We start from the raw sequence: 11,701 nt of genomic DNA on the forward strand, positions 1-11,701 counted from the left end.
CCCGACCGGGCCTTGCCTCAGCGCAGGCCCTCGCGGGCGATGATGCGCGACAGGTCGAGCACAAGCTGGCCGCGGGCGCGGGCGAGGGCGGGCGTGCCGCCTTCGGGGTCGTAGGGCACGGCAAGCTGGAAGAGGCCCGAGCGTTCGCGGCGGCCGTCGGGGACGCCGACGAAATACTGCCCCGCGCCGCGGAAATTGCCGTCGGCCCCGGCGACGAGGCTTTCGAAGCGCACTTCGAGGCGGGCGTCGGGCAGTTCCTCGAACGGCCAGGGCTCGGACGCGACGCGCGCGCCGGAGAGGCGGGCGAGGTTGCGGGCGATTTCGAGCGCGACGGCGCGTTCGGGCGAATCGGCCCAGCGGACATTGGCGTCTGTGACCAGCTTGCCGTCTTCATCCTCGACCGCGATCTCGTCGGCGGCGGCGTAGGCGGGCAGCGACACCTCGCGCACCTCGACGGTGCGGAAGGAAATGCGGATCGTGTCGGTCACCTGCGGCGGCGCGACCGGGTAGAGATCTGCCGAGGGGCCGCCACAGGCGGCGGTCAGCAGGGTCGCGGCGACAAGGGCGGTGGAGCGAAACGTCATGGTCATCTTCCTCGGATTAGCGCGCTGGGGTTGCGTTCCAGCATTCGGGCCAGGGACGTCAGGGCGTCGGCGGCCTGAGATATGTCGCGGAGCGCGCTTTGCGCCTCGCGGCTGAGCGTGTCGCCCTTGTTGTAGCCGGCGATGGTGACGCTGGCCTGGTTGAGCACGTTGCCGAGCCGTTCGACCAGCGCCGGCAGGTCCTCGGTCGAGGTGGCGACGGCGTCGGCGGCGCGGCGGGCGGAGCCGAGCGTGGCGTTGAGATTGGTGACCGCGCCGCCTTCGCGGAACTCGGTCAGGGTGGCGTTGATCTCGTTCAGGGCCGCGCTGAGGTCGGCGGGCAGTTGGCGGGCGGCCTCGGTGTCGAGGATGCCCTCGGCGGCGGCGGCAAGCTCGGTCAGCTGGTTGGCCAGCTCTTCGACCGGCAGGGCCTCGGCCTTGGCGGCGACGGCTTCGAGTTGTTCGACGAGGGCCGGGATGCCCTCGACCGAGGTGCTGACGCCGGTGGCGGCGTCGGCGGCGGCGTCGACGGCGTTCACCAGGCGCGCGGTCAGTTCGGTTTCCTCGATCTCGCGCAGGAGGGATTCGAGCCGGGTGACGGAGGCGTTGAGCGCCACGGGGATGTTCTGGACATCGTCCGAGGCGACGATGCTGCGGATCTCGGACAGGATGGCGCGGACCTCGCCGGGGGTTTCCTGAAGGTCCTCGTTGGCCACGAGCGCCTGGGCGCTGTCGAGGAAGTCGATGGCGCTGCCCAGCAATTCCTCGATCGGCAGGTTGTTGATGCGGTTGACCACGCCCTCGACCGTGGCGGCGGCATCGACGATGTCGCTTTCGGTGGTGGGGATGGTCGGCAGGGCATCCTCGGGAATTTCCAGGGTCAGCGGGTCGGCATCGTCGACCTGTACCAGGTCGATCTTGAGCCCGCCGGTCAGGATGCTGGCGCTGGTCAGGCGGGCGCGCAGGCCGTTTGCGACGCGGTCGGCAATAAAGCTGCGGGCGGCGTCGGGCGTGACGTCGCCTTGCAGGCCGAGGCGCGCGGGCTGGATCGCCAGCACGACGCTGAGGCGCACACGGCTGTCGCCGAATTCTTCCTCGTCGATCACGGCGCGGACGCTTTGGACCTCGCCGATCTTGAGACCGTTGATTTCGACCGGGGCATCGACAACAAGGCCCGAGACGTTCTCGTCGAAGATCACGCGGGCTTCGAACGCGTCGACATCGGCGGCCTGGAAGAGGCTGTTGCGGGCTTCTTCCTCGGTGCCGTAGACCTCGAAGACAGTGCCGTTGCGCACCGGCTCGCCGCCCGACACGAAGGTGCCGAAGGTCAGCCCGCCGCTGACCAGCGTGGCGACCGAGGAAAAGTCGATCTCGGCCCCTTGCGGCCCGACGGAGAAGGTGAATCCGGAGGTTTCCCAGAAGCGGGTGGAGGAGGAGATGAGGCGCCTGTGCTCTTCGTAGATCAGCGCCTCGGCCACGGCGTAGTTGCCCTCGGGCGAGATGCTGGCCTTGCCGACGCGGCCCACCTCGATGCCGCGATAGGTGATCGGGCTGTCATCGGTCATGGTGCCGTCGGGCGTGGTGCGCATGACGATTTCGAGACCGTTTCCGCCGGGCCGGAAGAGCGGCGCGTCGGCCAGCCCGTCGAAACGGGTCTGAGGCGCGCCGATCTTGCTGTCCCAGGTGCCTTCGATATAGACGCCGGACAGGACGGTATCGAGGCCGGTGATGCCCCGCGCGGTGACCTCGGGGCGGACGATCCAGAAGCTGGCGGAGACGTCTATGTAGGAGGCCACGTCCTTGTCAACGCGCACGGCGGCGACCACGGATGCGAGATCTTCTGAAAAGCGGACTTCCTCGACCACGCCGACGGCGACATCACGATAGCGCAGCTCGGTCTCGCGTTCGGCGATGCCGGCGCCGTTTTCGAACACGATCTCGATCACGGGGCCGCGCGCGCTGTAGCTTTGCCAGGCCACGCCGAGCGCGATTGCGATGGCGAGCAGCGGGATGATCCAGACGATGGAGAAGCGGCTGAGACGTGTTTTGCGCTGGCGTTCGACCTGCACGGGGGGAGGCGTGTCGCTCATGTGGCGGTCCGGTCCGATGGGGCTGTGCCCTCTGCGGCGTCGGGCGTGTCGGAATGGCCGGACTGGACGTCCCAGATCATCCGGCTGTCGAAGGCTTGGGCAGAAAGCATGGTAAAGATAACCGATAGAGCAAAGAACAGGCTGGCGCGGCCGGGCGTGATCGCGGCCAATGTATTCAATTGCACCAGCGACGACATGATCGCAACCACGAATATGTCGATCATGGACCAACGGCCAATATATTCAACCACTTCATAGAGAAGCTGGCGCTGGTGCATGGACACGCTGGACACGCGCACGACCGAGATGGCGAGAAAGGCGATGGCCAGGAATTTTGCCACGGGGATGGCGACGCTGGCGATCAGGATGATCAGTGCGATGCCGGGCGAGCCGTAGTGGAAAAGCTCGATCGCGCCGCCGACGATGGTGTCCTCCTGCACGCTGAGAAGCGTGCGGGTTTGCAGCATCGGGTACATGTTGGCCGGGATGTAGCACAGAAAACCCACGAACCAGAAGGCCCAGACCCGTTGCAGGCTGGTGGTGTCTCGCGAGTGCAGGTGCTTGCCGCAGCGGCCGCAGGTTTCGGTTCCGGCGGGCCAGACCTTGGTGCAGCGGGTGCAGGCGACGAGGCCCAGTTCGCGTGCGCTTTTTATGTCTTGGTTTTGTCCAGAGAGTTCCATACCGACCACCTGCACAGGAAATTATCCTGAACGACAACAAGAAAAACCAACGCGGCGAACATCCAGAACGCGGGGCCGAAGCCGACATCGGCAAGATCCGTGATCTTGACCAGCGCGACCGCGCAGCCGATGGCGAAGATCTCGGCCATGGACCAGGGGCGCATCGCCTCGGACAGGCGGAAGGCCTGTGTCGCGCCGCGCGCCGGGGGGCGGTCCAGCACGATGGGGATGAGCACATACATCGCCAAAAGCACCCGGGCGAGCGGGATGAAGACGATCAGCGCCGCCGTGGCCAGCGCCAGCGCGATAAGGGGGCCGTCGCTGAACGCAAGGGCCGCGTCGAGGATCGAGACCGAGTTCGACGTGCCCGCCGCGGTGATCGTCAGGAACGGAAACACCGTGGCCGACACGATCAGGATCGCCACGCTCAGCGACAATGCGATGATCTGCATCCCGGCCTTGCGGCGCGGCGTGATCAGGACCGTGCCGCAGCGCACGCAACGGGCCCGTTCGCCGATCTCGGGCCGGCGCAGGCTGTAGGCCGCATCGCATTGCGGGCAGACGATCATCTCGTCGAGGGGAAGCGAAGGTTCGCGCATGGTTTCGTTAACTAGTTTAATGCGGCGGTTGGCAAGCTGCAAATCATCCCGAGCGCCGCGATGAAAGGCTTGGGCAACGCCATCGCGCCGATTGGTCGCGCCGCGCCTTGGGCGAGTTGCGGCGCGAAGAACGTGTCCTTGGCGGTCAGGACAGCGCCGCCACGATGGCGTCGAGCCCGTCGGTGAGCGCGGCGGGCCCGGGTTGCAGGATGAGGGGCGACTTGATTTCGAAGATGCGATTGTCGCGCACCGCCGGAATGGCGCTCCAGCCCGGGCGGGCCGCGATTTTCTCGGGCCGAACCTTCTTGCCGCACCACGAGGCGATGATGATGTCGGGGGCGGCGGCGATGACCTGATCGGAAGTGACGATGCGGTCGCGGGCCTTGTCCTTGGTCGTCAGTTCCGGGAAGGCGTCCTGTCCGCCGGCGATCTCGATCAGGTCCGAGACCCAGCCGATGCCGGAGATCATTGGTTCGTCCCATTCTTCGAAATAGACTATCGGGCGTGGTTTGTTGGCGGCGTTGGCGGCAACCTGTGCCAGCCGGTCGCGGTAGTGATCGACCAGTTCGGCGGCTTTCATGTCCTGCCCCACGGTCGCGCCAAGGTGGCGGATCATGGCGAGGATGCCGTGCACATCACGCTGGTTGTAGCCCATGACCGCGATGCCTTCGCGCAGAAGCTCGGCAGCGATGTCGGCCTGTAGGTCGGAGAAGGTCAGCACCAGATCGGGCTGAAGCGCCAGGATCTTGGGGATGTTGGCGGAGGTGAAGGCCGAGACGCGGGGCTTTTCCCGGCGCACGTCCTTGGGGCGCACAGCATAGCCCGAGACGCCGACGATGCGATCCTGTTCGCCCAACAGGTAAAGGGTTTCGACGGTTTCCTCGGTCAGGCAGACGATGCGTTCCGGGGGAAAGGTTTTCATGGGCTCTGGTCCGCGTCGGTGGTTGCTGGTGCGGTGCTACCACAGTCGGCGGGGGTGTTCATCCGCTGACGGGTCAGCCGTGCGGTGTGTTCAGATCCTGGATCAGGCGGCCGTGGCGTTTTGTTTCGGCGATGACCTGGCCGAAGGTGCGCAGGCCCTTGCCCTGAAGCAGGGGGATGAGTTTCACCAGCGCCTCGGCCGTGGCCTGCGCGTCGCCCAGGGCGGTGTGGCGCATCTCGGGGGGGATGGTCACGCCGAGGCGGTCGCAGAGGGCGTCGAGCGAGTGGTCGGCGGTGGTGCCGAAGACCACCGCCGAGAGGAGCACGGTGTCGAGGACGGGGTGGTCCCACGTCACGCCCATGCGGTCGGCGGAGCGGCGGAAGAAGGCGATGTCGAAGGGCGCGTTATGGGCCACCAGCACGGCCTCGCGGGCGAAATGGTGGAAGTCGCGGCCGACGGTGTCGAAATCCGGGGCGTTCCGGACGTGGTCGTCGGTGATGCGGTGGATATTCGTCGATGCGGGCGGGATCGGGCGCCCCGGGTCGACATAGGTGTCGATGACCTCGCCCTCGACGATGCGGCCGTTGAGGATGCGCACCGCGCCAAGCTGGATCACGCGGTCCTCGGCGGGCGACAGGCCGGTGGTTTCGGTGTCGAACGCCACGCAGCAGAGCGTGTTCAGGGGCGCATCGAGGATGTCGCAGGCCTGGGCGGTGTCCATCAGGGCGAAATCATAGACCAGCGGGCGGGCCTTGGTGGGGTCGACCTCGGTTTCCTGGGTGTCGAGCAGGAGCATGTAGCCGCCTTCGCCAAGAGGCTTCAGGCGGACTTTGTAGCGCCGCGCACCGGAATGATCGTGCAGGTCGGTCGAGATTTCGGCCCCGGTCCGGGTCAGTTGGTCCTGCGCGGCAGCGAGGCTAGCGGCGTCGAAGTAGTCGCCGAGCGGGGCCTTGAGGCGGGGCGGCGCGATCTGGCGCAGGATGTCGGCGGCCTGACCGTCGTAGAGCACGATTTCCTGGGCCGGGTTCACGAGAATCGTGGCGACGGGGATTTCGGTGAGCAGCGAGGTCAGGCGCCTGGTCTCGGTCCGCAAGCGTTCGGTTTCGCGGGCGACCTGGGCGGCGGTGTCCATGACGCCGGCGCTGAGCGTGCGGGTGACGGCGTCGGCGGCGGGGGCGAGATCGCCGAGATATTTCGTGCTTTCGGGGCAGAGATCCTTGTCGACGCCGGAATGGGCGCGCAGGCGCAGGTTGGCGGAAATCATCTCGATCGGCTTGGCGAAGTTTTCGTCGAAGAGCAGCCAGACGCCGACCAGAAGACCAGTGTTCAGAAGCGCGAAGACGAGAAAGGCCGTAAGGAAGGGCGCGGCGGGCAGTGCGGGGTCGGCCCGCGACCAGCCGAACCAGAGTGCTGCGCCCGCCAGTGCCACCGCGCCTGCCGCCGAGAGGCAGAAGAACAGGAAGATGCGCAGGCGCAGGCCGAGGCGGGGGGACATGTCAGGTCTCGCAGACGATGCCGAGGATCGGGTCGTCTTCGGGCAGGGGTTGCCACTGGGCGTCCGAGACGGTGCCGCCCTGGGCGAAGTCGGCCCCGTCGATCAGAAGGGCAGAGCGGTGCGCGGTGCAGTCGAAGAGCATCGGTGCCTTGTTCACCGGCGCCCAGCGGCCGAAGAAGTAGAGGTCGGTCAGCACCTGGCCGGGCAGGTTGTCGTTCGTCATGGCATTGCCGGTGTCGATGGCCACGAACCGCTCGGTATAGGGCCAGGCCTGGGTCCAGGGGCGGATCCAGCTTTGTTCCTCGACCGTGACGGCGACTTTCATACCTTCGGGCAGGGCGTCGGCGGTGCGGCCGTACCAAGTGTATTCGTTGGAAATGGTCGCGGCGATCATGCCGAGGCCCGCCGCGACGGGCGTGAGCCAGCGGGGCAGGCGGCGGCCCAGGGCGATGTTGACCAGCATCAGAAGGCCGGCGGCGGCGATGCCTGCGAAGACGGTGGCGATGAGTTCTATGAACATGAGGTTATCCTAACATGCCTTTGCCCGAGGACACCGATGATTGCATCGTCTTGACCACGACGAAGGCGTCGCGCAGGTGGCTGCGCTCGAAATCCGAGAGGGTGGAGGGATCGAGGAAGTTGTCGGGCAGGTCGCCCGCCTTGACCTGTGCCGCCTGGTGGTCGAGCCGCAGGGTGGCGATGAGGTCGTAGGCATCCAGAAGGTCGGCGCCGCCCGAGATGGAGAGGCGACCGGCGGCCTGCGCGGCCTCGAGCCGGGCGCGGGTGTTCACCTGCCGCAACTGGCCTTGCAGCGCATAGATGCGACCCAGATCGGTCACCGGCACCACGCCGTTATGCTTGAGGTCGAGCCGGTTGCGATGCTCGCCCGATCGGATGGTGGCGAGGCCGCGCAGCAGGCCCAGGGGCGGCTGGTGCTTGATCGAGTTCGAGATCATGTGCGCGGTGAAGATCGAGTTTTTCGCCGCCTTGGCAAGCGTGTCGGTTTGCAGCGACTCGAACAGGGTCGTGTCGCCGCCGATGGGGCGCAGGTCGAACATGACCGAGGCCAGCATCTGTGCCTCGGGGCCCGGGCGCGCGATCCAGTCGTCGAAATAGCCGCGCCAGACGCGCAGGGGCTGACACCATCGCGGGTTCGTCGCCATCATGTCGCCGGGGCAGTAGAAGTAGCCGCAGGTGTCCAGCCCGTCGCTGACGAATTTGGCAAGGCTGGTGAACCAGGGCATATCGGCGTCGGTGACGTCATCGGACAGGATCAGGCAGTTGTCCTGATCCGAGACGCCGCTCTGTTCCTGCCGCCCTTGAGAGCCGCAGGCGAGCCAGAGATAGGGGACGGGGGGCGGGCCAAGTTCAACCTCGGCCAGTCTCAGCAGGCGGCGGGTGACGGTGTCGGCGATGTCGGTGATGAGCCGCGTGACCACGTCGTGCCGGTTGCCCGAGCCGACAAGCTGGGCCAGCAATTGCGGGATCTCGGCGGTGGCGCGGGACATGGTGGCAGCGTCCTCCGCCCGTGCGATACGCCCCACCAGAGCGCCCGAGGACAGCGCCTGCACGCGGGTGAGGTCGGTCTGCGTGACGATGCCCACCAGCCGGGTGCCCTCAGTGATGGGCACATGGCCGATGCCGCGTTCCATCATCAGGTGCAAAACGTCGGTGCCGAGGGCATCGGGGTCCAGCGTCAGGGGGCTTTGGGTCATGATGCTGGAGATGGGGGCGGCGGTGTCGGTGCCTTTGGCCACCACCTTGCCGTTCATGTCGCGCACGGTGAGGATGCCGCGCAGGTCGCCGCGCTCGGTGATGCAGATCGACGAGATGTGATGTTCGTGCATCCGCGCCGCCGCGTCGCGGATCGGGGTGTCGGGCGCGCAGGTCAGCGGGTCGCGGGTCATCAGGTCCGCCACGCGCAGGGTGGTCAGGTCCTTGCGGTCGGCGCGGGCCGGGCGGCGGCGGTCGAAGAAGCGCGCGACCTTGGCGGAGGATTTGATGAGAGTGAATAGCGCGTCCGCCGGCATCACGATCAGCGTGGCGTCGGAGCGGGCTGTGGCGGTGCGGCTGGCGACATCCTCGCGCAGGAGCGCGCGTTCGCCGAAGGAATTGCGGGGGCCGAGGAGCGAGAGCTGGACGTCGGCCTCGTCGGTGATCTCGATCTCGCCGGTAACGACGATGTAGAGGCTGTCGACGGTGTCGCCGAGTCTAAAGATGGTGGCGCCGGCCGAGATGTCGGCGGCGTCGCAGCGCGTGGACAAGTCATCCAGATCGCTGTCATTCAGGCTGTCATAGGGGTGAACGGAGCGCAGGAACTGCGCAAGGTCGCTCGAAAGGGGCATGGTCAAGGCCTCTTGAGGGGGTGGTCGGGCCCACTGTGGCGCGGGCCGGACCGGATTTGAAGCGAAAGCCCCGCCGCGAAGCTGTGCGGCGGGGCCATCGGTGAGCTTAGTGACCTTCGACAGCGGTTCCGGCGCCACGGGGGACGCGGACGCTTTCGACGAGGTCCTTGATTTCCTGCGGAGTCTCCTTGGTGATGCTGGAGACGAAGAACGCCACGGCAAAGTTGATCGCCGCACCGACCGCCCCGAAGGAGGTCGACTTGATCGTGCCCAGGAGCGGATCGGCGTCGGTGAAGGCGTTGGTGTCGGGAATGAAGAACCACCCCTTGTGCAAGAAGATGTAGAGCAGTGTTACGACCAGACCCGCGAGCATCCCCGCGACCGCCCCGGTGTTGTTGACGCGGGTCGAGAAGATACCCATCATCAGCGCCGGGAAGATCGAGGCCGCGGCAAGCCCGAAGGCCAGCGCCACCGTCTGGGCGGCAAAGCCCGGTGGATTGAGACCGAGATAGGTCGCGACCGCGATCGACACGGCCATGGCGATCCGGGCCGACAGCAGCTCTCCTTTTTCGCTGATCTGGGGCGCGAACTGGCCCTTGATCAGGTCGTGGCTGACCGCCGAGGAGATGGCCAGCAAGAGGCCGGCCGCCGTGGACAGGGCTGCCGCGAGACCGCCTGCCGCGACAAGGCCGATGACCCAGGCGGGAAGGTTGGCGATTTCGGGGTTGGCGAGCACGAGGATGTCGTTGTTGAAGTTGGTCAGCTCGTTGCCTTGCCAGCCTTCGGCCGCGGCGCGTTCCTGCATCGCGGTCGAGTTTTCATTGTAATACTGGATCAGGCCGTCGCCGTTCTTGTCTTCCCAGCCCAGAAGGCCGGTCTGCTGCCAGGTCGCCATCCAGTCATAGGCCGGATCGGATTCGATGGTCTCGACCGACACCGCCTGACCTTCCGTGCCGTTGGGCCAGAACTGTTCGGTGATGTTGAGCCGCGCCATCGCGCCCACGGCCGGAGCGGTGAGGTAGAGCAGCGCGATGAAGACCAGCGCCCAGCCGGCGGACCAGCGTGCGTCCGACACGCGCGGCACGGTGAAGAACCGCATGATCACGTGCGGCAGACCGGCGGTGCCGATCATCAGGCTGAGCGTGAAGAGCACCATGTTGAACGTGTCACCGTTGTGGGCGGTGTATTCGTTGAAGCCCAGTTCCTGCACGATCTGGTCGAGACGCGCCAAGAGCGGCTCGCCGCTTGCCTGGTCGGTGCCGAAGAGGCCCAGGCCCGGGATCGGGTTGCCGGTCAGTTGCAGCGAGATGAACACGGCCGGAATGGTGTAGGCCATGATCAGCACGACATATTGCGCCACCTGGGTGTAGGTCACACCCTTCATGCCGCCGAACACCGCATAGGCGAAGACCACGACCGCACCGATCAGAAGGCCGGTGGTGTTGTCGACCTCGAGAAAGCGGCCAAAGGCCACGCCCACGCCGGTCATCTGGCCGATCACGTAGGTCACCGAGGCGACGATCAGGCAGATCACGGCCACCAGACGCGCCGAGGAGCTGTAGAACCGGTCGCCGATGAATTCCGACACGGTGAACTTGCCGAACTTGCGCAGGTAGGGCGCAAGCAGCAGTGCCAGCAGGACGTAACCGCCGGTCCAGCCCATGAGGTAGGTGGAGTTGTCGTAGCCGGTGAAGGCGATGAGGCCCGCCATCGAGATGAAGGACGCTGCGGACATCCAGTCGGCCGCCGTGGCCATCCCGTTGGTGACCGGGTGCACGCCGCGTCCGGCGGCGTAGAATTCGCTGGTCGAGCCCGCGCGGGCCCAGATCGCGATGCCGATGTAGAGCGCGAAACTCGCGCCCACGAACAGCAGGTTGATGGTAAACTGATCCATGACTTACACCTCGTCGACGCCGTATTCACGGTCGAGCTTGTTCATCCGCCACGCGTAGAAGAAGATCAGCGCGAGGAAGACGAGGATCGAGCCTTGCTGGGCGAACCAGAAGCCAAGGTCGGTGCCGCCGACCTCGATGCTCGAAAGGGCCGGGCGCAGGACGATCCCGAACCCGAATGAGACCAGCGCCCAGATAACGAGGCTGATCAGGATGAGGCGCACATTGGCTTTCCAATATTGTGCGCTTGTTTTGTCCAGAGACATGTGTGGGGTCCCTCCTCCTAGTGAAAAGGCCGGGCCGCGACATGCGGCCCGACCGGCGTTTCGTCATGCCGCCCGTTGCGACAGGACGGTGTCCAGCTGGGCGGCGATTTCGTCGATCGGGCCCATTGCGGGCACGCGGGAAAGCGCACCCTTGGATTGGTAATAGTCGATCAGGGGCGCGGTCTGGGCGTGGTACGCCGCCAGCCGTTGCGCCACCGTTTCGGCATTGTCATCGGCGCGGCGGATCATGTCGGTGCCGCCGCAAGTGTCGCAGATGCCGGGCCTCGCCGTGGGCTTGAAGCTGTCGTGATAGCCCTCGCCGCAGCCGCCGCAGGTGAAGCGGCCCGAGATGCGGTCGACCATGGCGGCGTCGTCCACCTCGAGGCTAATGGCGGCGTCGATCTTTTGCCCCCGTTCAGCCAGCAGGGTGTCGAGCGCCTCGGCCTGCACGGTCGTGCGCGGGAAGCCGTCGAGGATCACGCCGTGCGCGCAATCGGGCGCGGCCAGGCGGTCGCGCAGGATGGCGATGACGATATCGTCGCTGACGAGGTTGCCCGCTTCCATGACGGCCTTGGCCTCGCGTCCCGCCGCGGTGCCCGCGGCGACGGCGGCGCGGAGAAGATCGCCGGTGGAGAGTTGGACGAAGCCGTTCTTCTCTTCCAGAAGGCGGGCCTGCGTGCCCTTGCCTGCGCCCGGGGGGCCGAGCAGGATCAGGACCGGGGCGGTGTTGGGTGTTTGTGCGCCGTCCATGATCATTCCCCCTTGTTCATTCTGTTGTCGATAAGGTCGTCGACGACGGAGGGGTCTGCGAGGGTTGAGGTGTCGCCCAGG

Annotated in this window: 11 protein-coding genes; all 11 read right to left on the minus strand. The window is 66.4% G+C overall.

Features of this window, described 5'->3' with window-relative positions; all coding sequences use genetic code 11:
• Positions 1–17 precede the first annotated feature (17 nt).
• The 11 genes from XM53_RS10140 to XM53_RS10190 all read right to left on the minus strand — a co-directional run bounded on the left by XM53_RS10140 (position 18) and on the right by XM53_RS10190 (position 11,620).
• Positions 18–584 carry a PqiC family protein gene (locus XM53_RS10140; protein WP_057792898.1) on the minus strand — a complete coding sequence of 189 codons (567 nt, stop codon included), beginning with the start codon at positions 582–584 and terminating at the stop codon, positions 18–20.
• A gap of 2 nt (positions 585–586) precedes the next feature.
• Positions 587–2,671, minus strand: coding sequence for an MlaD family protein (locus XM53_RS10145; RefSeq protein WP_201455403.1), 2,085 nt, complete (start codon positions 2,669–2,671; stop codon positions 587–589).
• Positions 2,668–3,351, minus strand: a complete 684-nt coding sequence (locus tag XM53_RS10150; RefSeq protein WP_201455404.1) for a paraquat-inducible protein A — start codon at positions 3,349–3,351, stop codon at positions 2,668–2,670. The genes XM53_RS10145 and XM53_RS10150 overlap by 4 nt, the downstream gene beginning before the upstream one ends.
• Positions 3,321–3,950, minus strand: a complete 630-nt coding sequence (locus XM53_RS10155; protein ID WP_057792901.1) for a paraquat-inducible protein A — start codon at positions 3,948–3,950, stop codon at positions 3,321–3,323. The genes XM53_RS10150 and XM53_RS10155 overlap by 31 nt, the downstream gene beginning before the upstream one ends.
• A 145-nt stretch (positions 3,951–4,095) precedes the next feature.
• Positions 4,096–4,872 carry a cobalamin-binding protein gene (locus tag XM53_RS10160; RefSeq protein WP_057792902.1) on the minus strand — a complete coding sequence of 259 codons (777 nt, stop codon included), beginning with the start codon at positions 4,870–4,872 and terminating at the stop codon, positions 4,096–4,098.
• A gap of 73 nt (positions 4,873–4,945) precedes the next feature.
• Entirely contained in the window at positions 4,946–6,367 is a 1,422-nt protein-coding gene (locus XM53_RS10165; RefSeq protein ID WP_057792904.1) for a 3'-5' exonuclease, read from the minus strand.
• Position 6,368: 1 nt separating this feature from the next.
• Complete coding sequence (locus XM53_RS10170) at positions 6,369–6,887, minus strand: hypothetical protein (RefSeq protein ID WP_057792906.1); 519 nt, start codon at positions 6,885–6,887, stop codon at positions 6,369–6,371.
• A 4-nt stretch (positions 6,888–6,891) separates the two neighbouring features.
• Positions 6,892–8,712, minus strand: a complete 1,821-nt coding sequence (locus tag XM53_RS10175) for a DUF294 nucleotidyltransferase-like domain-containing protein (protein ID WP_057792908.1) — start codon at positions 8,710–8,712, stop codon at positions 6,892–6,894.
• Positions 8,713–8,818: 106 nt separating this feature from the next.
• Positions 8,819–10,606 (minus strand): sodium:solute symporter family protein, encoded by a 1,788-nt coding sequence (locus XM53_RS10180; RefSeq protein WP_057792910.1) that lies wholly within the window; start codon positions 10,604–10,606, stop codon positions 8,819–8,821.
• A 3-nt stretch (positions 10,607–10,609) separates the two neighbouring features.
• Entirely contained in the window at positions 10,610–10,870 is a 261-nt protein-coding gene (locus tag XM53_RS10185) for a DUF4212 domain-containing protein (RefSeq protein ID WP_057792912.1), read from the minus strand.
• Between the two features lie 63 nt (positions 10,871–10,933).
• The gene (locus XM53_RS10190; protein WP_057792948.1) at positions 10,934–11,620 is read right to left on the minus strand and encodes an adenylate kinase; all 687 of its coding nucleotides are present in this window, start codon (positions 11,618–11,620) and stop codon (positions 10,934–10,936) included.
• Between the last annotated feature and the right edge of the window lie 81 nt (positions 11,621–11,701).

The organism is Roseovarius atlanticus, from assembly GCF_001441615.1.
In the GTDB taxonomy this organism is placed as follows: domain Bacteria; phylum Pseudomonadota; class Alphaproteobacteria; order Rhodobacterales; family Rhodobacteraceae; genus Roseovarius; species Roseovarius atlanticus.

What these genes read in the sequence shown, in the direction of transcription:
- XM53_RS10140 (WP_057792898.1), bottom strand. Translation starts at nt 584, where the DNA reads ATGACGTTTCGCTCCACCGCCCTTGTCGCCGCGACCCTGCTGACCGCC.
- XM53_RS10145 (WP_201455403.1), bottom strand. Translation starts at nt 2,671, where the DNA reads ATGAGCGACACGCCTCCCCCCGTGCAGGTCGAACGCCAGCGCAAAACA.
- XM53_RS10150 (WP_201455404.1), bottom strand. Translation starts at nt 3,351, where the DNA reads ATGGAACTCTCTGGACAAAACCAAGACATAAAAAGCGCACGCGAACTG.
- XM53_RS10155 (WP_057792901.1), bottom strand. Translation starts at nt 3,950, where the DNA reads ATGCGCGAACCTTCGCTTCCCCTCGACGAGATGATCGTCTGCCCGCAA.
- XM53_RS10160 (WP_057792902.1), bottom strand. Translation starts at nt 4,872, where the DNA reads ATGAAAACCTTTCCCCCGGAACGCATCGTCTGCCTGACCGAGGAAACC.
- XM53_RS10165 (WP_057792904.1), bottom strand. Translation starts at nt 6,367, where the DNA reads ATGTCCCCCCGCCTCGGCCTGCGCCTGCGCATCTTCCTGTTCTTCTGC.
- XM53_RS10170 (WP_057792906.1), bottom strand. Translation starts at nt 6,887, where the DNA reads ATGTTCATAGAACTCATCGCCACCGTCTTCGCAGGCATCGCCGCCGCC.
- XM53_RS10175 (WP_057792908.1), bottom strand. Translation starts at nt 8,712, where the DNA reads ATGCCCCTTTCGAGCGACCTTGCGCAGTTCCTGCGCTCCGTTCACCCC.
- XM53_RS10180 (WP_057792910.1), bottom strand. Translation starts at nt 10,606, where the DNA reads ATGGATCAGTTTACCATCAACCTGCTGTTCGTGGGCGCGAGTTTCGCG.
- XM53_RS10185 (WP_057792912.1), bottom strand. Translation starts at nt 10,870, where the DNA reads ATGTCTCTGGACAAAACAAGCGCACAATATTGGAAAGCCAATGTGCGC.
- XM53_RS10190 (WP_057792948.1), bottom strand. Translation starts at nt 11,620, where the DNA reads ATGGACGGCGCACAAACACCCAACACCGCCCCGGTCCTGATCCTGCTC.